This window comes from Acinetobacter sp. ANC 4178, assembly GCF_004331175.1.
Classification (GTDB): domain Bacteria; phylum Pseudomonadota; class Gammaproteobacteria; order Pseudomonadales; family Moraxellaceae; genus Acinetobacter.
Genome location: NZ_SJOD01000003.1, coordinates 33,463 through 57,888 on the forward strand (window position 1 = coordinate 33,463; position 24,426 = coordinate 57,888).

Here is a 24,426-nt window from a genome sequence, read left to right on the forward strand (position 1 = left end):
ACAATCGTATTATTGAATAAAACGGTATAAATAATCATCAATCAATAATAATAAGTTAAAAAAAGATCGCTCATTCTTCATAATAACTTCACAATAGCCACCTTCCATCTGCCAGCATTCTTCTTTTTTTCATGCCATCGTATTTTGATGCAGCATAAGAGTTCTTGCAGATATTTTTTGCCCCTAATTTTTTTTCTGAGCTGAGTATGAAAAAAATTAAGATAAGCCTTGCATGGCAAATTGTAATTGCACTCATTTTAGGTGTCCTTTTAGGCTCTTTTCTGCATTATTCTCCTGAATATCGTGATGCCTTTGTAACTAATTTATTGAGTCCATTAGGCTCAATATTTATTAGCCTCATCAAAATGATTGTAATCCCACTTGTGGTTTCAATGCTGATTCTAGGCATTGCAAATACAAGTCATGGCACCAATGTCGGCCGACTTGGTTTCAAAACTATTCTATATTTTGAAATTATTACAACTATTGCCATCATTGTTGGCTTGGTTGCTGCAAATGTATTCCAGCCAGGTGCTGGTATTGATATGTCGACGCTAACTCAAGTCGATATCTCAAAATATCAAGAAACTAGTCACGAAGTTAGCCAACATTCACATGGTTTAGTACAAACCATTTTGTCGCTAATTCCACCCAACATCTTTGCTGCATTAACTAGCGGTCAAATGCTACCGATTATTTTCTTCTCGGTATTGTTTGGTATTGGTTTAGGTTCTTTGTCTAAAGAAACTAAACAACCGCTGATTCAGGTATTGCATGGTGTTTCTGAGACAATGTTCAAAGTTACACACATGATCATGAAGTTTGCGCCTTTAGGTGTATTCGGCTTAATCGCTGCGACAGTTGCAAACTTTGGTTTTAGCTCATTACTTCCATTGGTCAAACTTGCAGTATTGGTGTATGCCGCTATTTTCTTCTTCACTTTTATTGTATTAGGGTTTGTTGCCAAAATTTGCGGATTCAGCATTTGGACCATTATCAAAATCTTAAAAGATGAATTGATTTTAGCTTACTCAACTGCCAGTTCAGAAACCGTTCTTCCACGTATTATGGAAAAAATGGAAGCTTATGGTGCACCAAAAACAATTACCAGTTTTGTCATTCCAATTGGCTACTCATTCAATTTGGATGGCTCAACACTGTATCAAAGTATCGCCGCGATTTTCATTGCTCAGCTCTATGGCATTGACTTAAGCTTGGGTCAGCAAATCATTTTAGTGCTTACTTTAATGATTACCTCTAAAGGTATTGCAGGTGTACCTGGTGTTTCTTTCGTGGTGCTATTGGCGACTTTAGGCAGTGTGGGGATTCCACTTGAAGGTCTAGCATTTATTGCGGGTATCGACCGTATTTTAGATATGGCGCGTACTGCATTGAATGTGGTGGGTAATGCATTGGCTGTTCTCGTAATCAGTAAATGGGAAGGTCAATTCGATACTGAAAAGCAAAAAAACTACAATGTACAACTGAATGATACTTTGTAATTTTAATTGCATATAAAAAAGGACGCTACGGCGTCCTTTTTTATTTCATGTAACTTGTGCCCATTAAATTTTCTCACCAAATATAGACACACTAATATCTCGAATTTTGCTACTGCCATTTGGTTTATCAAAACTGACATCATATTGCACTAAGTTTTTATCATAACCGTATTCATAGGTGACAGTATATTTACTTGGCTGATTGGCTTCATTGTGCAATTTCTTTGACACGATTTTCTTGGTTTTATAATGCTCTTGAGGTAAACCACGTGCAAATTTTTGCATGCCTTTTTGATTACCTTGATAGCGTGCTTGCAACTCTGGTTCAAAATGCGTCATCAATTGGTCAAAATTCTGCGCACGTAAATTATCATAGGCTTCTTGAGCAACTTGTGCTTGCTCAGCACTTGGGTCAGGAATTTTCTCTTGTCCCAGCTCACATCCACTGAACACCATTACCGATGCTAAAATCGCATATTTCATTTTCATCATCATTCTTTCCCATTATTTATGCAACAAATCATATAGAAAAAGGACGCCGTAGCGTCCTTTTTCTTTAGATCATGACTTATTCTTCTTCAGATTCATTCAAATCTGATTCGTTTTCAGTTTCATCTACAATCATTTCTTCATCTACTAACTTTTCATTAGCTACTACTGATTCTATAGTTTCAATTTCATCTTCTTCTACAGCATCAATCGCTTCTACACCCACCAATGTTTCATCTTCACCTAAACGGATCAGACGAACACCTTGTGCATTACGACCTGTTTGAGCCACTTCCGAAGCGCGTGTACGAACCAAAGTACCACCGTCTGAAATCAGCATCAGTTCTTTGGTTTCATCAATCGAAACAGCACCAACCAATTCACCATTACGCTCAGAGGTCTTAATGGCAATCACACCTTTCCCGCCACGTTTCTTGGTTGGGAAGTCATCAACTGGTGTACGTTTACCATAACCATTAGCAGAAGCACATAACACTTCACCGGTTTCAGGAACAACCACTAAAGACACGATACGACTAATGAAGCTTGCATCTGCTGCATCATCTTCATCCGATTCGACTTCTTCAACTTCTTCAGCTTGAGCCGAACCAATCGTGACACGCATACCGCGTACACCTTTGGCAGAACGACCCATCGCGCGCACATCAGTTTCAGCAAAACGAATCGCCTTACCTTCATTCGAGAACAACATAATTTGCTGTTCGCCATCAGTAATCGCAACACCAATCAAGGTATCTTCTTCATTCAACTCAATGGCACGTAAACCATTTGAACGTACATTACTGAATTGTTCCAGCTCTACACGTTTCACAGTGCCTGAAGCTGTTGCCATAAATACAAAGAAGTTTTTGCGTAACTTTTCAGTCAGTTCTGCAAATTCAGCAACAATTTCATCATCAAGATCTGTTGCTGAAAGTTCTACACCCAACTCTTTTAATTGTTTACGCAATGCATCTGATAATTCATCCGCATCTTCAGCCAATCCATCAAAGGATGCTTTTAAAGCGTCATAATGCGCTTCAATGATACTGTTTTCACGTAGTTTCACCACATGAGCACGAACAAAAGCTTTAAAGTCGGCTAAACGATCTTTAAATTTCTTCGGCGCATCAATTACAGGTAAAATTGCGGTGATCGTTTCATCTGCTTCTAACGGAAGTAAGTTCACCATTGGGCGACCTTTTGCACCACGAGAAGCTTGTGGCACTTCAAACACTTTCAAACGATACACTTTACCAACGTTAGTAAAGCATAAAACCGTCGCATGGTTTGAGGTGACAATCAAATGCTGAATGTAATCATCTTCCTTCATTGAAGTCGCAGATTTACCACGTCCACCACGGCGTTGCGCAGCATAGTCAGACAACGGTTGAGTTTTCGCATAACCTGTTTTCGAAACAGTTAATACCACTTGCTCTTCTGGAATTAAATCTTCACGAGAGAAGTCAATACGCGATTCAACAATTGCTGTGCGACGTGCATCGCCATATTGCTGAAGAATCAAAGCCAACTCTTCTTTAATCACAGCCATCAATAAATTAAAATCGTTCAAAATTGCAGTAAGTTCAGCAATTTGCCCCAAAATTTCCGTATATTCAGCGTGAAGTTTGTCTTGTTCTAAACCTGTTAAGCGATGCAGACGTAATTCTAGAATTGCGCCAACTTGGGTAGGAGACAGACGATAGACATCACCATCTAAACCAAATGGACGGTTTAGATCTTCACCTTCAATCACTTCTGGACGAACAGAAACTGAACCTGCTTTTTCTAGGAGTGAAACCACGCCACCCGCAGACCATTCACCCGCTTGTAAACGCTCACGTGCTTCGGCAGGGTTAGCAGAAGTCTTGATGGTTTCAATGATGGCATCGATATTCGCCAATGCAACCGTTAAACCTTCCAAGATATGACCACGTTCACGCGCTTTACGTAATTCGAACATGGTACGGCGAGTTACGACTTCTTGACGATGGCGAATAAATGCCGCAATGATATCTTTAAGATTCATTAATTTTGGCTGTCCGTTGTCCAGACACACCATGTTAATGCTGAAAGAGTTTTCGAGTTGCGTATTCAAGAATAAGTTGTTCACCACAACTTCAGCATTTTCACCACGTTTTAAATCAATGGCGATACGCATCCCGTCTTTATCAGATTCGTCGCGTAGTTCTGAAATACCTTCGAGTTTCTTCTCTTTTACTAACTCAGCAATACGCTCAATGGTTTTTGCTTTGTTGACTTGATATGGAATTTCAGTGAAAACAATGGTCGTACGACCAGTTTTTTGATCTTCTTCAAAGTGGTATTTACCACGGATATGCAAACGACCCTTACCTGTACGGTAAGCATCGACAATACCCGATTTACCATAAATAATGCCGCCAGTCGGGAAATCTGGACCCGAAATATGCTGCATTAAGCCTTCAATACTGATATTTGGGTTTTCAGCATAAGCCAAACATGCATTGACGACTTCAGTCATGTTATGCGGCGCCATATTGGTCGCCATACCCACTGCAATACCAGTCGTACCGTTAATTAACAAATTCGGAATACGTGTCGGCATCACTTGCGGGATACGTTCTGAACCGTCGTAGTTGTCTTCCCAATCTACGGTATCTTTTTCGAGATCCGCCAGAATTTCATGGGTGAGCTTTTGCATACGAACTTCGGTATAACGCATTGCTGCTGCACTATCACCATCGACAGAACCGAAGTTACCTTGACCATCTACAAGCATATAACGCAAACTGAAATCTTGCGCCATACGAACAATAGTTTCATAAACAGCAGAATCACCGTGAGGGTGATATTTACCGATCACGTCACCGACAACACGGGCAGACTTTTTGTATGCTTTGTTGTAGTCATTACCCAATTCGTGCATTGCAAAAAGCACACGACGATGAACAGGTTTTAGACCATCTCGTACATCAGGTAAAGCGCGTGATACAATCACGCTCATTGCATAATCCAAATACGAGTGCTTGAGTTCATCCTCAATGGCAATCGGTCTAATTTCCGATACGCTCATGCATACTCCTTGTTATACAAGCAGGAATTCTGCCCGCATTTATATCTTAAATCTTGCAAAAATTTAACTCAGGGAATTGAGCTAAAAAACTAAAATACAGCCGTAAATTTTAGCATATTTTATCCCTTTTAGGTGCGTATTTAGACGAGTTAATTTCGTTTGTTTTCCTTTGTTTATCGTCTTTTTTTTATACGTTTTTTTGACCTAAATTAAGTTGAAAAATAAGCTATTTTGTAATCTCGCTATTCATATTACAGACAATATTTTAAATTCTTGTTTTATTTGTATTATTCGTAAATTGATTAAATTTTCATAACGATGCGAATCACTTTCGCGCTCTACAGCTTTTCTATACCCAATTTTGCGTTGTGAGTTAATTTATATTGAAGCCCAATGGGGTGAGTAATAAGCATAAAAAACGCCCCCGAGCAGAACAATTTAAGTAGGACTTAAATTGCTTGCACAAGAGCGTTTTTAGAACAGGCGTTCAGAAATTAGATTTTAGATACTAATTCAGGAACAACTGTGTTCAAATCACCAACTAACCAGTAGTCAGCAACTGCATTGATTGGCGCTTCTTCGTCTTTGTTGATCGCAACGATCACTTTAGAGTCTTTCATACCTGCCAAGTGCTGAATCGCACCAGAGATACCTACAGCGATGTAAAGGTCAGGTGCAACAATTTTACCTGTTTGACCTACTTGCATGTCGTTTGGAACGAAACCAGCATCGACTGCAGCACGTGAAGCACCTTGAGCAGCACCAAGCTTGTCAGCTAATGGGTCAAGTACTTTATGGTAGTTCTCACCAGAACCAACACCACGACCACCAGAAACAACGATACGCGCAGCCGTTAATTCAGGTCGTTCAGATTTTACAATCTCTTCAGAAACGAACTTAGAGATACCAGCATCTTTTGCTTCGCTTACAGCTTCAACCGCAGCAGCACCGCCTTCAGCAGCTACAGGATCAAATGCTGTACCACGTACTGTACCCACGATGATTGCTTCGTCAGATTGAACAGTTGCAATCGCGTTACCTGCATAGATTGGACGCTTGAACGTGTTAGCAGATTCAACAGCAATGATGTCTGTAATCATACTTACGTCAAGAAGTGCAGCAACACGTGGAAGAATGTTCTTAGCTGTTGTTGTAGAGGCAGCCAATACGTGTTTGAAACCACCTTTCGCTACGTCAGCAACTAAAGCTGCAACGTTTTCAGCCAATTGGTTTGCATAAGCAGCGTTGTCAGCAAGTAATACTTTGCTTACGCCTGCAACTTTTGCAGCAGCATCAGCAACTGCTTGCGCGCCAGAACCTGCTACCAATACAGTGATATCACCACCGATTTTTTGTGCCGCAGCAACAACGTTTAAAGTTGCACCGTTAAGTGTCTTGTTGTCGTGCTCAGCGATAACTAAAATACTCATGATTTTATCCTTCTGTATTAGATCACTTTCGCTTCGTTTTTCAATTTTTCAACAAGTTCATCCACAGATTTCACTTGTACGCCTGCTTTACGGTCAGCAGGTGGTTCAACTTTAACTGTTTTAAGCTTAGTTGCAGTAGAAACACCAAAATCAGCAGGTGACTTAGTATCAAGCGGTTTTTTACGCGCTTTCATGATGTTTGGAAGTGCAGCATAACGCGGCTCATTCAAACGTAAGTCAGTAGTGATGATTGCTGGAAGTGATAATTCAACAGTTTGTAAACCACCGTCAACTTCACGAGTCACTTGTACTTTGTCGCCATCTACTTTCACTTCAGATGCGAATGTACCTTGACCTGCACCTAAAAGTGCACCAAGCATTTGACCAACTTGGTTAGAGTCGTCATCAATTGCTTGTTTACCCAGAAGGATTAACTGTGGTTGTTCAGCTTCAACAACACCTTTAAGGATTTTAGCAACTTCTAACGCACCAAGTTGGCTGTCATCAGCTTCAACTAAGATACCGCGGTCAGCGCCAAGTGCCATTGCAGAACGGATTTGTTCTTGAGCTTCTTTAGGACCAATAGAAACAACAACGATTTCTGAAACAGTTCCTTTTTCTTTTAAGCGAACCGCTTCTTCCACTGCGATTTCACAGAATGGGTTAATTGACATCTTAACGTTAGTAAGGTCTACCCCACTATTGTCCGGTTTAACGCGAACTTTAACGTTGGCATCAACCACACGTTTTACAGCAACAAGAGCCTTCATGTAATCCTCGGCTGTTTTAGCAAATGTAAATGTTGAGAAAAGTTATATTAACTCTTCACTTAAAATTTTTTAGGTGTCCTATCTTGCAATTGTATGGCATTTCGGTCAAGTCACAATTACTGAATCCACTGTAAAAATGCGTAAAAATGGCTGAACGTCGCGTTCAAAGTTTTATTTGCATGAATTTTAATTCTAAAATAGCGGTTTTAGTGTACTAATTTTAAATATTGATTTTTATTATTTTTTTACTTTATTTACTACATAATTTTTTCTGATCAATCACTTCAATATTCAGCTGTAATAAGCAGTTGCTATACGATGCAATACTTTTAAACACCCTCAGTGACTTGTCAGTTTTGACAGAAACCAATTCAGTTTATCCATTTTAGCGTTGTACAAACATAATCATTAAATTTAGACATCCTATGAAAAGGTACTCCTCAATTTACCCTAAGTATAAAAAACACACCCTTTTACAAGCATGCTTAATACGACCATCAATTCGCGATTAACCAAGTTGCAGCCACCATCAATAACCCACCTGACCCTGCATCAACCCATTTTTGTTTTTGAGCATCTAATTGTGTATTTGCAGTAACTTTAGCAATAACAATACTTAATCCACTATATACCACCAAGCATAAGCCTATAAAAATAGATGATAAAATTAGACCTTGTGTGACAGTATTTTCTGCATTGCGCATAAACTGCGGCAAAATTGCAAAGTAAATCAGCATCCCTTTTGGATTTAACAATGAAGTTAAAAAGCCTTTAGCAATTGGACTGCCCGCAGATGCCTTGGGCACATGCAAAGATTTACTGTTAAAAACAGAGCGAAATAAACTAAAAGCAAGATATAAAAGATAAGCGATCCCTAACCAGCGGATTGTTTCGAACAACATCGGGAAAGAAACCAATATTGCCGCGATACCCAAGGCAACCAAGACCGAATGCACCATATACCCCATGCAAATACCGAGGGTTGCCATAATCCCAGCCTTTACCCCTTTCGACATGACTTGTGAAAAGATAAATAGCATGTCGGGGCCTGGAGTAAAAACTAGAGGCAAAACGGTCAGTGCAAACAGTAAATATACAGACATATCCTTTTTCCCTTTCGAATAGGCTGAAAGTGAAAATTAGTATCTGCGAATTTATACAAAATAGGATTGCAAATATTCTATAATTAGATTTAATTTTCGAATTTAATTCTATTTTATGAAATCATCTTCCAAGAATATTTTAATCAAACTTGATCGTATTGATAAAAGTATCATTCGTGCTTTGCAGCAAAATGGTCGTATTCAAAATAATGATTTGGCTAAAGAAGTTGGGCTGTCACCTTCATCTTGTTTAAGACGGGTCAAACTACTGGAAGAAGCTGGGGTAATCCAAAATTACACCACCGTAGTTGATCCACAAAAGATTGGTTTCCAACTGATTTTGTTTTCACGTATTTGGTTGGTGGGACAAGATGCTGAAACCATTGATCGTTTTATTGAAGCCATGAAAGAACTGCCTCAAGTTATGGAGTGTTATATTATTTTGGGTGAATGTGATGCCATGCTGAAAGTTGTCGTCCCTGATTTAGAAAGCTATCGAAAATTTCAGTCCACACATTTAACCAAAAAAAATGGCATTACCAGTGTCAAAACCGATTTGCCTAGCCAAATTATTAAGCAAAGTTTTCAACTACCGCTTGAAGATTTATAAGAGACACAATGCAAAAATTTCTAGAAAGCCCACGTTTAATTTTACGTCCGTGGCAAGAGGCAGATCGTTTGCCATTTTATCAGCTCAATGCAGATCCTGCCGTCATGCGTTATTTTCCTAAATGCCTGACTCGGGCTGAAAGTGATCTGCTTATTGATAAATGCCAAGCTTCAATTGAACAGCGTGGCTGGGGATTTTGGGCGGTCGAATTAAAATCTGAACACCGCTTGATTGGCATGACAGGATTGCATGATCAACCTGATCAATTTAGTTTTTCACCTTGTACCGAAATTGGCTGGCGGTTGAACAAAGATTATTGGGGTCAAGGCTATGCGACTGAAGCAGCTCAACTTGCATTGAATTTTGCCTTTAAAACGCTCAATCTCAATGAAGTAGTTGCTTTTACCGCATCAATTAACCATCCCTCTCAAGCTGTGATGAAAAGGTTAGGTATGCAATATCAACAAGAGTTTTTACATCCTGCACTGACTGCTGAGAGTATTTTGCAAAAGCATGTGCTGTATTTCATTCATCACCATGAATTTAGCTCAAACGTGCGCATTGCCTAAAAAATCTCGATGCACATGACTCAGTTCAATCAATTCATAAAGTGACAAATCAAAAATTTCCCAAACCGATTGAAAGTCATCGGTTGTATCCATAATTGGAATAGAGCTAGATACATTCCACGTTGTGCCATCCCAGATATAGCACTTGCGGGTCTCCTGTTGTATGGCTTGTACCATACCAGAGGTATTAATCCCTTCAATCACTGAATTTTCAGGCAAAAGTGGTTGTACTTCAGGTAAGCAGTATTCAATAAAATGTTTAATCTGGCGCAAACCATATCCTGCAAAAATATCCTTTTGCACTGAATTTAATTGATCATATTTTTCTTGTATGTTGGAAATCATGGCTTGCTCTCCTCTTTCATTCAAAGTTCAAAATTCGCAATCGGTATGTTTATGTTCAATACCGCATGCCATGCGACACTTATACTGCATCTTTTGATTTTTTATTATTCTACAATAGTACAAATATGCTCCTTTTCATTTTGCTTATGTAATAAGCAAAGCAAATTTTGTACCAGAGTAAAATCATTCAGGCCTATATCTACACTGGAATTGTTACTGTTTTTTGAATTGAGCACGTGGATGTGCTTGATCATAGACATTGGCAAGCCGATCAAAATCAACATGGGTATAAATTTGTGTGGTACTTAAATTACTGTGCCCCAACATTTCCTGCACCGCTCTTAAATCACCGCTATTTGACAGCATATGACTCGCAAAACAATGTCTTAATAAATGTGGATGCAAATCGACACTCACTCCCGCACGTTGTGCCTGAAATTTGACACGATTTTCAATTTGTCTGGCGCCCAGTGGATTGCCTTTACGACTAATGAATACATGAGCATCGGGGACAAAATCACCATGCCACAATGGATACACCTTTAGCCAATCCATTAATGCATCTCTGGCTTTGGAACCAAAGGGAACTACACGGGTTTTGTTACCTTTACCCGTAATCCGTAATAGAAGCCGATTAAAATCAATGTCTTTAATTTTAAGGCTTTGGACTTCTGCCAAACGTAATCCACTGGAATACAATAATTCCAAAATGGCTTTGTCGCGCAGCCATAACTCCTGATCAGATTCTTTTTCAGGTTGGGTCTGATCTAAAATTTGCTGAATGGTTTCAATATCCACCATACCTGGCAAGGGTCGCGGTTGTCGCTTTAATTGAAAATCATCGGATGGATTAAACGTCAGATAATTGCCTTCTTTTGCCCACTTCATAAACTGACGAATCGCAGACAATAATCGCTGTAAACTACTAGAGCTCAATTGCTGTTGCTCGACTTTGACGGCCAAATATTCACGCAAATCTGCCGTTTCGATATCTTGTAGCAACAGTTTTTTCTGATCACAAAACTGTAAAAAATCGCCAACATCACGCTCATACGCGAGTAAAGTTAATTTAGACTGATTTTGTATTTCTCGTGCTTTCAGCCACATGGCGAGTAATTGTTGGGATTCTACAGACATCATCCCCACCCTAAACCTGAAAATTAAAATGAGTTAAATACTGCTGAATATATGCTGCAACTTCTTCTGCATGCTGTTCTGCGAAAGCATGATCACCACCATGAATAATATGCAGTTCAGCTTGCGGGAATTTTTGCTGCAAAGTCTGCCCAACGGCGATTGGGCTAATCGGATCTTGATCTCCCCACAATAACAATACTGGTGTTCTGATCTTTTCAAGTTGCGGTGATAAATCGATTTGAATATCCACAAACCAGTCTGGATAGTTGAGATACTGTTGTTGATAAGCGGTTCGCCAATCTTGTACCTGAAATGGCGTTAAATCGATTCCACCTGAAGTTGCCAGAAGAACAAGGCCCTTGACTAAATCAGGGCGTGCTATTGCAGCCTGCACAGCAAAAATACCGCCCATAGACTGTGCAATCAAAATAGATTCCGACTGAATCTGTTGCTGAACATAATTTGACAAACTGGCAAAATCATACACAGTCTCTTGGCTTGGTTCCTCACCAAAACTCGGATAAGCAATGACCTGTTTCGACTCCACGAGAGATAAATTCTTAATTAAAGGATGCCAAAAAGTGGTACTTCCCGATGCGCCCGGCAGAAAAATTAAATTTGGCATGTCTATACGTTATCTCTATTTATATTTGGCTTCAGCATAGCCGATTTTAATCCATAAAAAAGCACCATCATAAAGACAGTGCTTTTTTCAAATCAATGTGGGTTTAGCCTTGGAAATAACGTAGGTCAATACGTCCTTCATAAACGTTAGATGTCGGACCTGTCATCCAGACCACATCGCCATCACGCCATTCAATTTGTAATTTTCCGCCCGCCAACTCAATTTCAACCTGATTCGCCAATAAACCACGACGAATACCAGAAACAGCAGCAGCACATGCCCCTGTACCACAGGCTAAAGTTTCACCAACACCACGTTCAAATACACGTAAACGGGCATGTTGTTCGTCAATAATCTGCATGAAGCCTGCGTTCACACGTGCAGGGAAACGCGCATGTGACTCGACTTGGGGGCCTATTGTTGCGACATCAGCCGTAATCACATCAGACACAATGGTCACCGCATGGGGATTCCCCATGTTCACCACATCAATTTGAATCTGCTGTTGATTTGCCAACTCTAGATCATACAAATTTTCTGGTTCGTCTGCTAAAAATGGAATTTCCTGCGGTAGAAATTTTGGATAACCCATATTGACGCGCACCCAACCATTCGACCCCAATTCAGGCTCTACAATGCCTGCTTTGGTTTGTACTTTAATTTTGGTTTTGGTGGTGAGTTGTCGTTCATGTACAAAACGGGCAAAACAACGCACGCCATTTCCACATTGTTCAACTTCTGAACCATCAGCATTAAAAATACGATATTTAAAATCCGCTTCTGGTACATCAGGTGGTTCAACAATCAGTAACTGATCAAAACCAATGCCAAAATGGCGGTCTGCAAGACGTTGGATCGTCAGTGCATCTAAATACGCGCGCTGACTAATTAAATCCACAACCATGAAGTCATTGCCTAGACCATGCATTTTAGTAAATTCTAAAAACATTTTTAGTGACTCCTTTAAGGCAATAAACGCTCTTTTTCCCAAAGCGATTCAATGGTTTCACGCTCACGAATCAGATGTGAGTTCGCGCCATCGACCATGACTTCAGCCGCTCGTCCACGCGTATTGTAATTTGAACTCATCACAAAACCGTATGCACCCGCACCTAAGACAGCAAGCGTATCGTTTTCGCGGAGGGCTAAATCACGTTCTTTACCCAAGAAATCGCCTGTTTCACAAATTGCACCCACCACATCCCATTGCAAAGTTTCGACATCATCACGTGGAGTAACAGCTTGGATATCCATCCATGCTTCATACAAAGCTGGACGAATCAAATCGTTCATCGCTGCATCAATAATGGCAAAGTTACGATGATTGGTCGGTTTCAATAAATCCACTTTGGTCAGTAACACGCCTGCATTGGCAGAAATGCTACGCCCCGGTTCCATATACACTTTTAAACCTAACTTTTCTAAAGCAGGTTTCAAGGCATTGGCATATTCTTCAACCGTTGGTGGAACTTCATCTTTATAGGTCACACCCAAACCACCACCAATATCGATATGCTTCAACTGAATACCTAACTCTTTCAGTTGCTCAATCATAAGCATGACACGATCAAGTGCATCGACAAATGGTTTAGTTTCAGTCAACTGTGAACCAATATGACAGTCAATGCCGATAATTTCTAAATTCGGTAAACTTGCAGCATATTGATAGGTTTCAAATACTGTATCCGAAGGAATACCGAATTTATTTTCTTTTAATCCAGTTGAAATATAAGGATGCGTTTTTGCATCGACATCTGGATTCACACGTAAGGAAATTGGCGCTTTTTGACCTAAAGCCGCTGCCACTTTCTGAATGCGATCTAATTCGGCATGAGACTCAACGTTAAAACATGCAATCCCGACTTCCAGTGCCTTTTGAATATCTGCTTCAGTTTTACCTAAACCTGAAAAGACAACTTTAGATGCATCACCGCCTGCTGCCAATACACGAGCAAGCTCACCGCCAGTCACGATATCGAAACCGCAGCCTAACTTTGCCAAGACATTGAGTACCGCAATATTTGAGTTAGACTTTACCGCAAAACAAATTTGATGGTCGATAAAATCAAACGCACGATCCATATCTAAATAATGTTTTTCAAAAGTCGCTTTTGAATACACATACAGTGGCGTGCCGAATTGCTGCGCAAGCTGTTCTAGGGAACACTGCTCTGCGTGCAATACCCCATTAATGCGGGTAAAACTCATGGAAGATGTCCTTTCAATGACAAGTTAAGGAGTAGAAGATTTTGATTCTGTAGTTGCCTGTTGTTCAGCGGATTGATCCGTTGGAACTTGCTCTTTTTTGTGAGCAGACTCTACATTTGGATATAACAAATATTTTGCACGTTTGTCATAATTTGAATCGCTTGGTAATTGTAATGCACCCGATTGACCACAACCGACTAATGAAGAACCCAACACCAATACACTTATGCAGCAAATGACGTGACGCATCTGACCACCTATCTCAAATTTTCACAAAGTATAACCTGATCAACGCATTGACCAAAGCATTAAACGCTAGAGATTATCGCCAGACATAAAAAAACGCCAGTTCTAAACTGACGTTTTTCTGTATAGGTCACGATTATTTATGTTTAGGCTTATAAAAACAGAAATAACCGATCGCCAGAAGGATGAGCCAAATTGGGCTAACCATCAAAGCTTTCATGGTATCGGGTTCTAACGACAACACATAAATCATGCCAATGAAGAACACTATCACCACCCAACATGTCAAAGGACCACCAGGCAATTTAAAGGTCGATTTAGCATGTAATTCTGGACGTGTTTTGTAGTAAACCAAATAGCTCCACAAAATAATCAACCACACCAAAATAAACAGAATCGTGGATAAAGTCGTTGCTAAAGTAAAGGCTTCAACGGTATTTGGTACAAAATACTGTAAGGCTGCTCCACCCAACAAACAAATTGCAGAGAAATATAAAGCATTTGCAGGAACTGCTCGCTTATTCAAATGACCAAACGCTTGTGGCCCTTGTTTCTCACGCGATAAACCGAACAGCATACGACTGGTCGAGAATACCCCACTGTTCATAGATGACATTACTGACGACAGCACCACTAAATTCATAATAATCGCCGCGGCTGCAATACCTGCCTGACTAAATAAATTCACGAATGGGCTAACTTCTGGATTGATTCTGTTCCACGGTGTCACCGACATCACAATCACCAATGCCAATACGTAGAAAAAGATAATACGAATTGGAATTGAGTTCACTGCTTTAGGCAAGTTACGCTCAGGATCTTTGGTTTCTGCTGCTGTCGTCCCGACCAACTCGACCCCTACAAAGGCAAAAATCGCAATTTGGAACCCTGCCAAGAAACCACTCATTCCCGTAGGGAACATCCCGCCATTCGCCCACAAGTGCGTGAATGATGCCACTTCACCCGTAGTGGAAGTAAAGCCTGTAAAAATCATCCACAAACCAACGGCAATGAGGACCACAATGGCAATAATTTTGACCAAAGCAAACCAGAATTCAAGCTCACCAAACAGCTTCACCGTCATCAGGTTCAAACCCATAATGAAGACGATGGCAGCAACACTGATCATGGCACCTTCAACGGGGCTAAATGGTAGTCCATTGTTGAAGAATTGCAGATAATAAATAATGGCAGATAAGTCCGCGATACCAATGGTGATCCAACATAACCAGTAAGTCCAACCAACAAAATAACCCGCCCAAGGACCAATCAAGTCTGTCGAGAAGTCAATAAATGACTTATATTTGAGGTTAGATAATAGTAGTTCCCCTAATGCACGCATTACGAAGAACACCATTAAACCGATGATCATATAAATAAATAAAATTGATGGGCCTGCCAAACTAATGGTTTTGCCCGACCCCATGAATAACCCCGTACCAATTGCACCACCAATCGCAATTAGCTGTAGATGTCGATTCGACAAACTACGATGGAGTTCACCTTGTGCAGCTGACTCATTCGTGTTTTGATTTAACATCGCTATAAAAACTCTCTATTAATCCTTTAAGATTTTTTAACCTAATTAATCCAAATTACACATTTGCACTATGTTTAAGCACGCCTTCGCCATGTAAGTCTTTGGGTCAATCTAAGCTAAACAACTAAATCTGTATTGTTCAGCATTCAAGCCTTATACAATTGGCGCCGATAATACGCACTACATCAATGCAATACAATGCACCTTTTGGACACATCAGTTCATATAAATCTTATACCATTCAATAAAAAAAACAGCCGCAGCGACTGCTTTTTAAGTTCTACTTCACATCAATATTCAATTCTTTTATTGATTATTCTGTTGTTTCTTTAAACGCTCTTCCCAATAAGTTGCATTACGGATACCCAGTTTCACAGGATCGAAGGTGTATTCTGTTACCCCTGCTTTTTGTTGCTGCTCATAATCTTTCAATGCTTTGATGGTTGGTTTCCATACAAAGTAGGTCACAATAATACCGATAATATTAATCCACGCCATTAAGCCCACGCCAATATCACCAATTCCCCAGATATAACCCGTTGCACTAATTACTCCGTAAGCCACTGAAATCATGATAAAACATTTGGTAATGAACAATAGTGATGGTGCTTTCGTGATATAACTGAGATAGGTAATGTTGGTTTCCGCAATATAGTAATACGCAACAATTGTGGTAAACGCGAAGAAAAACACCGCCAAGGCAACAAAGATTTGACCAAAACCACCAAAGACTGTACTGACTGCCATTTGAGTAAATGCTGGCGAACCAATTTCGACTGTCCCTGCAACGTTTTGAACAATAAATTGCCCTGCTTCTAAAGTGCCTTGAACGTTATACATGCCTGTAATTAAAATCATGAAGGCTGTTGCAGAACAAACAAACAACGTATCGACATAAATTGAGAAAGCTTGTACAAAACCTTGTTGCGCTGGATGTTGTACTTCTGCTGCTGCTGCTGCATGCGGGCCAGTACCCTGACCAGCCTCATTCGAATACACACCACGTTTAACACCCCAACCAATGGCAGCACCTAGTCCTGCCATTGGACTAAATGCATCGTCAAAAATAAGTTGCAGCACACGTGGCAATTCGTGAATATTGATTACAACAATCACGATGGCCATTAAAATATAGCCTAGCGCCATAAAAGGAACAACAAACTCAGCAAAACGTGCAATACGCTTAATACCACCAAAAATAATGATGGCCAACAAAGATAAAATCACAACTAAAGCGACTAATTTGAATGAACCTACATTCCCAAAGACGATGGAACCTTCACCTGTAATTTGTGTAAAGGCATTCCCCACCGCATTGGCTTGAATTCCTGGTAGGAACAAACCACAAGCAACAATTGCGGCAATCGCAAATACCACACCCAACCAACGTTGCCCTAAACCTTTATCAAAATAAAAAGCCGGTCCACCACGGTACTGACCTTGGTATTCCACCTTATAAATTTGACCCAAGGTAGATTCTACGTAAGCTGTACTTGCCCCCAAGAAAGCCACAAGCCACATCCAAAATACTGCACCCGGACCACCAAAACCAATTGCTGCGGCAACCCCAGCAATGTTACCCACACCAACACGTCCTGAAAGTGAAACTGCTAGCGCTTGAAATGAGGAAATTCCTTGTTCTGAAGAACCGCCGTGTATTAATAATCTTGCCATCTCTTTCATTTGGCGAACTTGAACAAAGCGCGTCAAAATAGAGAAAAATAAACCTGCCCCCAAACACAAATAGATAAGAGCTTTGCTCCAAATAATGCTATTAACCCAATCAACAATTTCTGCTGCACTCATAGACATCAACCTTTTTTATATAATTTGAAAATGTTGCAACTGCTTTATTTTCATTTGTCTGAGCATGAGCAATATCTATGCCATCAAAACGCTGTGTCATGACAAGAAACAACCAAATGCTCAAACTCCTTCCATGGAAAAAGTGAACTGAACAAATCACTTGACTCAAAACACACTGTTTCTTACTTGTAAAAGTCTTATATCATGTTATTTTTCTGAGCAATTCCCTTTAACCCGTAATTACGATCAACAGCGATACTTCTTATTCCTTAAGAATTGCATTCACTGCATTTAATTGTTTTCGTAACTATTACTTTTATCTAATTTACAGATTATTTTCAATTTTATTTATGGCAAAAATTAAAACTGTATATCGCTGCGAACAATGCGGCGCAGACCATTCAAAATGGGCTGGACAATGTATTGAATGTGGCGAATGGAATAGTCTGGTTGAAGTCCGTGTTGAACCTGTGGTGGCGCATCGCGCCCAACCCAAAATGGGCGGAGGCTACGCAGGACAGGCAGCCAATATCACGACTTTAAATCAAGTCTCAGTTTCACATGAAACTCGCCTTGCTACAGGGATTGGTGAATTTGACCGCGTACTCGGTGGAGGGTTGGTCACTGGTTCTGTGGTATTGATTGGCGGCGATCCTGGTATTGGTAAATCAACCATTCTCTTACAAACCGCAACTTACATGGCGGCTGCTAAAAGTTCTGCGCTTTATGTTACAGGCGAAGAATCACTATCGCAGGTTGCACTGCGTGCACAGCGTCTAGATTTGCCCACCGACCAATTAAAAGTCATGGCAGAAACCTGTGTAGAACGTATTTGTGAAGTTTTAGCACAAGAACGTCCTGCCGTTGCCATTCTCGATTCTATTCAAACCCTTTACACAGAAACCTTACAATCTGCCCCGGGTGGAGTCTCGCAAATTCGAGAATCGGCTGCATTACTCACGCGTTTTGCTAAAAATAGCGGCACTGCACTTTTTCTTGTCGGTCATGTGACTAAAGAAGGCGCCTTGGCAGGTCCACGCGTGCTTGAACACATGGTCGACTGCGTGCTGTATTTTGAAGGTCAATCAGACTCACGTTATCGTATGATTCGTGCAGTAAAAAACCGCTTTGGTGCAGTGAATGAATTGGGCGTGTTCGGCATGACCGATAAAGGTTTACGTGAAGTCGCCAATCCTTCAGCAATTTTCTTAAGTCGCTACGATGAAGCGATTCCCGGTTCGATCGTGATGATCAGCCGTGAAGGTACACGTCCGCTATTGGTTGAAGTACAAGCGTTGGTCGATGATGCACATGGACAACCACGCCGCGTTGCCTTGGGCTTGGAACAAAACCGCTTGAACATGTTGCTCGCAGTCATGCACCGTCACGGTGGTGTGCAAACTTCTGGACAAGATGTCTACGTTAATGTGGTCGGTGGTTTGAAAATTACCGAAACGGGTTCGGACTTAGCCGTTTTACTCGCTTGTGCTTCTAGTTTAAGAGGTAAAGCATTGCCTCAACAATTGGCTGTCTTTGGTGAAGTTGGATTATCTGGTGAAATCCGCCCCGTACCGAATGGTCAAGAACGCTTGAAAGAAGCCATTAAACACGGCTTTAAACACATTATCGTGCCACGTGGCAATGCTCCCCAGAAAACCATTTCAGGTGTGCAGATTATTGCGGTAGCTCGACTCCATGAAGCATTAACCGAAGCGATGAATCTATCCGAATAGCTTAACGCCAACGTTAAAATTTAACTGTGCAAAATTAAACAAAAAAATTGCTTTTTCTTATTGAAAAAATTAACAAATGCCTGCATAAATACAGGGCTATTTAACATTTTTATAGGAAAATTGAATGGAAGTTCGACAGCGTAGTTTAGTTGCAGGTATTTTAGCGGCGACGTTATTGGTAGCACCTTTGGCTGAGGCGAAGCGTGCGGGTGGTGGTAAAAGTCATGGCATGAGCCGTTCTGCAACACCAACCCAGTCTTATCAGCAACCCCGTCAAGCGACTCCTGCACAACAACCTGTTGCCCCTGCGACTGCACCACAAAAATCTGGTCCAGGCGTAGGTAGTATGGTTGCTGCGGGTGTTGCAGGTGCTGCTATTGGTGCAGTTGCTGCAAATGCACTTGCAGATGATCATCCAGCAAGCCAAGCCGCTGCACCAGCAGAAGAAAAAGGTGGAATTCCAAGCTGGATTTGGATTTTACTTGCTGCAGCTGCTGCCTTCTTCATTTTCCGCAAGATGGGCGCAAAAAAAAAATTAACATCCGCTAACCCGTATGCACCAAATAATGGCGGTCAAGCTGCATCGCCATTTGGTCAAGCACCTGCTGCACCACGCGCATCTACTGACAACACCAATATTTTTGGTCAATCTGTAGCTGGCGGTGCGGCAACTCAAGCACCTGTCAATACTGCACCATTTGGTTCAGCCTATACCAACAGTGGTAATCAACTCCCTGATGGTACAGAACCTGCGGCATTCTTACGTATTGCACGCCAACGCTTTAATCATATCCAATCGATGAATACAGCCAGCAATATTGAAGAAATCCGTCGATACCTCACGCCAGATTTATATCAATCAATGTATAACGACATTATGGCCAACCGCGATCAAGATGTTGCAGAGTTCTCAAACCTAAATGCAATGGTGACAGATGCTGCAACTGAAAATGGTCAATATGTGGTGAGCGTGCGCTTTACAGGTACAGTGAGTGAAGATTTAAACAGTTTGCCGCAACCTTTTGCAGAAATCTGGCATTTTGCTAAACCTGCGGGTTCAACCCAAGACTGGTTAGTTGCGGGTATTCAACAAGCTTAATCATTGAAACATTTTAAAACAGCGACTTCGGTCGCTGTTTTTATTTTGAATCAGAACAAGTGACTGTCAAATTAAGAACATAATTTAAAAAAACACGTTTAGCGGAGATCAAGCTCCAAACATAAGGATACCGACATGCCATCACTGCTTTGCTATAAAACCCTTCCCATTTGGAAGCATGACACCATACCACAAGCGTTTCAGCAGGCTCACAATACCAAACAAGGCACATGGGCAAAACTCAATATTTTAAAAGGCGAATTAGACTTTGCCATGCTGAATGAACAAGGTAAAATTCTGTCTGAGCATCATTTCAGCTCAACCCAACAACCGCCATTCATCGAGCCCCAAGCTTGGCATCGTATTGTGGCATTCAGTCCTGATATTGAATGCCAACTCAGTTTCTATTGTCCAGCAGATCAATTGTTCACTCAAAAATATCAACTTACACCAACCCATTCCGAAATTTTGGCAGCCCATTCATATCTTCAAGGTGGCAAAGCACTTGATGTGGGCTGTGGTTCAGGACGTAATGCCCTTTTTTTAAATCAGCACGGCTTTGAAGTCGATGCATGGGATGTAAATACACAAAGCCTACAACGTCTAGAGCAAATTATTCAGGCTGAACAGATTCCCAATATTCACACCCAACTTCGGGATTTAAACGAAAATCAGCAGATTCAAAATCAATATGATTTTATCTATTGCACCGTAGTCATGATGTTTCTAAAAGCCCATAGCATTCCACCGCTCATCGCACAAATGCAGCAAGCGACCAAGTCTGGCGGTTATAACTTGATTGTATGTGCAATGGACAGTGAAGATTATCCAGTGCAACCTGACTTCCCTTTTAGCTTTAAAGTCGGTGAACTAAAAGCATATTATGAAAGTTGGACCATCCTTAAATACAATGAAAATGTTGGTGAACTCCACCGCACCGATGAACAAGGGCAACGCATTAAACAGCGCTTTGCCACGCTTTTTGCACAGAAAGTTTAGTTTAGAATAAAGCTACAAGTCATAAAAAAAACCGCTAGATTGATCTGCCCCCAATACGTTGGACGGATTAATTAAGCAGCTTCAAAATGAGGCTACTTCGATGTCTAAGATACTGGGAGCAGTCCATTTTTGTGACATAATTGCTTTCACTATTCGTTACTTTGCAAGTTTATTGAGCTTATTTGAACATAGATAGAAAAAGGAATGAAGTCAGGACGGACTTATGTATTAAGTGTTGACAACATACAGGGAAGAAAATCCTCTCACCTATAATCGAAAAAAATTTAGTTGATGATATGCCCAAGAATAAGTCTTAGTTATTTTTTAATATTCTTAAATTTTATTTAGACATTAAAAAACCACCTATTGGTGGTTTTTTAGAATTGTCACTGATTAGGCAACTTCATCCATTTTTTGCTTAACTTTACCTAACGATAAAAAGCTAGTTACTTTTTCATCTTCGCTTTCAAATACTTGAAATGCAATCTTCGCAATTAATTCAGCACAGAGATGAATATCAAACTCTTCATTTTGTTTAGAAGAGTTAAAATTAATTATAGTTTTATCAATACTCATTTTGAGACCTTTTAGATTAGAATTACTTACGTGCAAAAGTCAAAAAACGACCTTCTGTCTTAAAAGTTATGTTCAGTTTATCAACTAACTCTTCAGCTGTTAAACCATTACCAATTTTTTTAAGCTGCTCAAGTGTATACTGATCTTCAGCATAAACTTTAGCACGACCACCTACAGTTGAAGTATTTGCTAACAAAATAGCAACGCTATTACCTAAAGCCTTAGCATGATAGCTATGATAATCAGCTTTATTCAAAAGCACAATATCCGATCGATGACTGATTGACATAAGCTTAACTAAAGGAGTAGAACCGTTTAAATTATATACCACTTCTACTAAAGTTAAAATCTCGCCATCTTTATTTTGTAAGCCAAAGTACGTTTGCTTATTTACACGGTGCGTGTAATCTCCGACTAATTCTTCATCCAAAATACGAGAAAAATCACTTTTTAGGATGGAAATTTGATCCTCATCCAATTCCATATTAATCGCGGATTGAATCCATTGATTTTCCACATCACTAATTGTCTTTAAGTTCAACTGAACTTTCTCAATAGGATGAGCTATTTTCTTAAGTTTGGTGTTTGGGTCAGCTCTTATCACCATTTCAAAATCAAGAGCATTTAATTTTTGATTTTGCTCCAACTTTAATGAACTACGGTTTAGCTCCAATATCCACGCTGATAATGTTTTAGAATAGCGATATAATACTTTGCCAATAGTTTTGTAAAAATAGTTAGTTGAGTAGTTATAAAATTCATAACTAGACTTAATTTCAGCTACTTGTTCATCCGTGTAATACTTTAAAAGTGCCATAACCCCTCTTTTCTTCAATGTTTTAAGTAAAATAAACAGTTTGAAATATTTTTTCAACAATATAAATAAAACCCGCCATAAAGACGGGTTTCTTTTAAATCAGCCCAGTCTTATAAACGAACCAATTCGACAATCTTCTCTGCAAGTTCTTCGACCGCATCTTGAGCAAATGTAACATCTGTACCGTCTACAAGATCAGTCACAACAACCACACCCGTTTCACACAACAACGCGACTTGCTCAGCGGTTAAGCCTGCTTTCGCAATTGCAACCACACCTTGTTGAATCAACAAGCTTTCTAACACTTGTGCTTGCTCAAGTGCTTTTGCTGTTACAGTCACAACTGCTGGTTTTTGACCTAAACGTGCAGCACGGTCTTCCGCAGAAACAGGGTTTACATGTGCAGACCACTCAACAGATTCTTCCACCATACCCGCACCAATCGTTACGTTATTCAAACGATCAATGAAGATAAACGAACCTGTATAACGGCTGTCTTGATAACGGTCAAACACCACTGGCGCATCAAATTCAACAGTCACATTAGCAATCGCATTGAGATCAAGATGATCCACTTGCATTTGCTCAAGTGTGTTCACGTTCGTACGGAAGTTAATGGCAGTCACTTTCGCAGGAACAGTTTGCGTACCCACTTTTAAGTTATACAACTTGCCAATCACAAGCGGCTGATCCGCCATCCACACCACAGTCGCTTTTACCGAACGAGAAATTGCAGGAATACCCTGATCCGCACGGACCAACATATTGCCGCGTGATACATCAATCTCATCGTTTAGCGTTAATGTCACCGCTTGACCTGCAAATGCATGTTCAAGGTTGCCATCAAAAGTTACGATTTCTTTAACTGTTGAAGACTTACCTGATGGTAAAGCAACAACTTTATCGCCCACGTTAATTTCACCCAGAGCAATCGTTCCCGCAAAACCACGGAAGTCGAGGTTTGGACGGTTTACATATTGCACAGGGAAACGGAAATCACGTTTCGCGGTATCACGGTTAATTTGTACCGACTCCAACGTACCCATTAAGGTTTCGCCCTTGTACCACGGGGTGTGTTCCGAAACATTCACCACGTTATCGCCATTCAATGCAGAAATAGGCGTAAAGATGATGTTGCTTGGCTTACGGTCACCCAATTGGCTGACGAAGTTGCCATATTCCGCTTGAATTTCATTGAAACGGGTTTCAGAGAATTCAACCAAGTCCATTTTGTTGATCGCAACAATAATGTTCTTAATACCCAACAAGCTTGCAATATACGTGTGACGACGTGTTTGCGTTTGTACGCCATAACGCGCATCAATCAAAATGATCGCAAGGTCACAAGTAGACGCACCTGTAGCCATGTTACGCGTGTATTGCTCATGTCCCGGGGTATCGGCAATGATAAACTTACGTTTTTCAGTCGAGAAATAACGATAAGCAACGTCAATGGTAATGCCTTGCTCACGTTCTGCTTGCAAACCATCTACAAGCAATGCCAAGTCAGGGGCATCGCCCGTCGTACCGACTTTTTTAGAGTCTCGCGTTACGGCTTGCAATTGATCTTCATAAATCAATTTTGAATCGTAAAGCAAACGACCAATTAAAGTTGACTTACCATCATCGACGTTACCGCAAGTCAAAAAACGTAATAAGTCTTTATTTTCGTGTTGTTTCAAATATGCCAAGATATCTTGGCTAATCAGGTCAGATTGATGAGACATTGCTCAAACTCCACAAATTCGTTGAAATCGTTTTAATCCT

At 40.4% G+C, this 24,426-nt stretch carries 22 protein-coding genes; 6 read left to right on the top strand and 16 right to left on the bottom strand.

Annotated elements, in window-relative coordinates; genetic code table 11:
• The first annotated feature begins 206 nt into the window (after positions 1-206).
• Positions 207-1,502, top strand: a complete 1,296-nt coding sequence (gene gltP, locus E0H87_RS07250; RefSeq protein ID WP_131322982.1) for a glutamate/aspartate:proton symporter GltP — start codon at positions 207-209, stop codon at positions 1,500-1,502.
• A 63-nt stretch (positions 1,503-1,565) separates the two neighbouring features.
• Here gltP and E0H87_RS07255 read toward each other — a convergent pair whose 3' ends face one another.
• The 5 genes from E0H87_RS07255 to E0H87_RS07275 form a co-directional block, all read right to left on the bottom strand.
• Positions 1,566-1,994: a DUF3887 domain-containing protein gene (locus tag E0H87_RS07255; protein ID WP_227547328.1), complete on the bottom strand. Its 429-nt coding sequence runs from the start codon at positions 1,992-1,994 to the stop codon at positions 1,566-1,568.
• A gap of 76 nt (positions 1,995-2,070) precedes the next feature.
• A complete protein-coding gene (gene gyrA / locus E0H87_RS07260) occupies positions 2,071-5,046 on the bottom strand; it encodes a DNA gyrase subunit A (RefSeq protein WP_131322983.1) in 2,976 nt (991 codons plus the stop codon).
• A 494-nt stretch (positions 5,047-5,540) separates the two neighbouring features.
• Entirely contained in the window at positions 5,541-6,476 is a 936-nt protein-coding gene (locus tag E0H87_RS07265) for an FAD-binding protein (RefSeq protein ID WP_131322984.1), read from the bottom strand.
• 17 nt (positions 6,477-6,493) lie between these two features.
• Complete coding sequence (locus E0H87_RS07270) at positions 6,494-7,246, bottom strand: electron transfer flavoprotein subunit beta/FixA family protein (RefSeq protein WP_131322985.1); 753 nt, start codon at positions 7,244-7,246, stop codon at positions 6,494-6,496.
• Positions 7,247-7,743: 497 nt separating this feature from the next.
• Positions 7,744-8,349: a LysE family translocator gene (locus E0H87_RS07275; protein ID WP_131322986.1), complete on the bottom strand. Its 606-nt coding sequence runs from the start codon at positions 8,347-8,349 to the stop codon at positions 7,744-7,746.
• Positions 8,350-8,464: 115 nt separating this feature from the next.
• On the opposite strand from E0H87_RS07275, the gene E0H87_RS07280 reads away from it, so the two are divergent.
• Both E0H87_RS07280 and E0H87_RS07285 read left to right on the top strand, forming a co-directional pair.
• Positions 8,465-8,959 carry an Lrp/AsnC family transcriptional regulator gene (locus E0H87_RS07280; RefSeq protein WP_100240975.1) on the top strand — a complete coding sequence of 165 codons (495 nt, stop codon included), beginning with the start codon at positions 8,465-8,467 and terminating at the stop codon, positions 8,957-8,959.
• Between the two features lie 8 nt (positions 8,960-8,967).
• Positions 8,968-9,528, top strand: a complete 561-nt coding sequence (locus tag E0H87_RS07285; RefSeq protein ID WP_131322987.1) for a GNAT family N-acetyltransferase — start codon at positions 8,968-8,970, stop codon at positions 9,526-9,528.
• On the opposite strand, the gene E0H87_RS07290 is transcribed toward E0H87_RS07285, so the two are convergent.
• The 8 genes from E0H87_RS07290 to E0H87_RS07325 all read right to left on the bottom strand — a co-directional run bounded on the left by E0H87_RS07290 (position 9,508) and on the right by E0H87_RS07325 (position 17,435).
• A complete protein-coding gene (locus E0H87_RS07290; protein WP_131322988.1) occupies positions 9,508-9,873 on the bottom strand; it encodes a hypothetical protein in 366 nt (121 codons plus the stop codon). The two genes, E0H87_RS07285 and E0H87_RS07290, sit on opposite strands and share 21 nt — an antisense overlap.
• A 213-nt stretch (positions 9,874-10,086) precedes the next feature.
• Complete coding sequence (gene xerA, locus E0H87_RS07295) at positions 10,087-11,010, bottom strand: site-specific tyrosine recombinase/integron integrase (protein ID WP_131322989.1); 924 nt, start codon at positions 11,008-11,010, stop codon at positions 10,087-10,089.
• Positions 11,011-11,020: 10 nt separating this feature from the next.
• On the bottom strand, positions 11,021-11,635 hold the full coding sequence (locus E0H87_RS07300; protein WP_131322990.1) for an alpha/beta fold hydrolase: 615 nt from the start codon (positions 11,633-11,635) through the stop codon (positions 11,021-11,023).
• A gap of 103 nt (positions 11,636-11,738) precedes the next feature.
• The gene (gene dapF / locus E0H87_RS07305) at positions 11,739-12,584 is read right to left on the bottom strand and encodes a diaminopimelate epimerase (protein WP_131322991.1); all 846 of its coding nucleotides are present in this window, start codon (positions 12,582-12,584) and stop codon (positions 11,739-11,741) included.
• Positions 12,585-12,598: 14 nt separating this feature from the next.
• Positions 12,599-13,843: a diaminopimelate decarboxylase gene (gene lysA, locus E0H87_RS07310; RefSeq protein WP_131322992.1), complete on the bottom strand. Its 1,245-nt coding sequence runs from the start codon at positions 13,841-13,843 to the stop codon at positions 12,599-12,601.
• Positions 13,844-13,867: 24 nt separating this feature from the next.
• Entirely contained in the window at positions 13,868-14,092 is a 225-nt protein-coding gene (gene lptM / locus E0H87_RS07315) for an LPS translocon maturation chaperone LptM (RefSeq protein WP_131322993.1), read from the bottom strand.
• Between the two features lie 133 nt (positions 14,093-14,225).
• Positions 14,226-15,629, bottom strand: a complete 1,404-nt coding sequence (locus E0H87_RS07320) for an amino acid permease (protein WP_131322994.1) — start codon at positions 15,627-15,629, stop codon at positions 14,226-14,228.
• A gap of 306 nt (positions 15,630-15,935) precedes the next feature.
• Positions 15,936-17,435, bottom strand: coding sequence for an alanine/glycine:cation symporter family protein (locus tag E0H87_RS07325; protein WP_131322995.1), 1,500 nt, complete (start codon positions 17,433-17,435; stop codon positions 15,936-15,938).
• 350 nt (positions 17,436-17,785) lie between these two features.
• Between E0H87_RS07325 and radA the strand changes: the two genes are divergently transcribed.
• The 3 genes from radA (at position 17,786) to tehB (ending at position 21,266) form a co-directional block, all read left to right on the top strand.
• A complete protein-coding gene (gene radA / locus E0H87_RS07330; RefSeq protein WP_131322996.1) occupies positions 17,786-19,168 on the top strand; it encodes a DNA repair protein RadA in 1,383 nt (460 codons plus the stop codon).
• Positions 19,169-19,292: 124 nt separating this feature from the next.
• Positions 19,293-20,267 carry a Tim44 domain-containing protein gene (locus E0H87_RS07335; RefSeq protein WP_131322997.1) on the top strand — a complete coding sequence of 325 codons (975 nt, stop codon included), beginning with the start codon at positions 19,293-19,295 and terminating at the stop codon, positions 20,265-20,267.
• A gap of 135 nt (positions 20,268-20,402) precedes the next feature.
• Complete coding sequence (gene tehB / locus E0H87_RS07340) at positions 20,403-21,266, top strand: SAM-dependent methyltransferase TehB (RefSeq protein WP_131322998.1); 864 nt, start codon at positions 20,403-20,405, stop codon at positions 21,264-21,266.
• A gap of 393 nt (positions 21,267-21,659) precedes the next feature.
• Here tehB and E0H87_RS07345 read toward each other — a convergent pair whose 3' ends face one another.
• The 3 genes from E0H87_RS07345 to cysN form a co-directional block, all read right to left on the bottom strand.
• Positions 21,660-21,842, bottom strand: coding sequence for a hypothetical protein (locus tag E0H87_RS07345; RefSeq protein ID WP_131322999.1), 183 nt, complete (start codon positions 21,840-21,842; stop codon positions 21,660-21,662).
• Between the two features lie 22 nt (positions 21,843-21,864).
• Complete coding sequence (locus E0H87_RS07350) at positions 21,865-22,659, bottom strand: hypothetical protein (RefSeq protein WP_131323000.1); 795 nt, start codon at positions 22,657-22,659, stop codon at positions 21,865-21,867.
• Between the two features lie 110 nt (positions 22,660-22,769).
• Complete coding sequence (cysN, locus tag E0H87_RS07355) at positions 22,770-24,386, bottom strand: sulfate adenylyltransferase subunit CysN (protein WP_131323001.1); 1,617 nt, start codon at positions 24,384-24,386, stop codon at positions 22,770-22,772.
• Between the last annotated feature and the right edge of the window lie 40 nt (positions 24,387-24,426).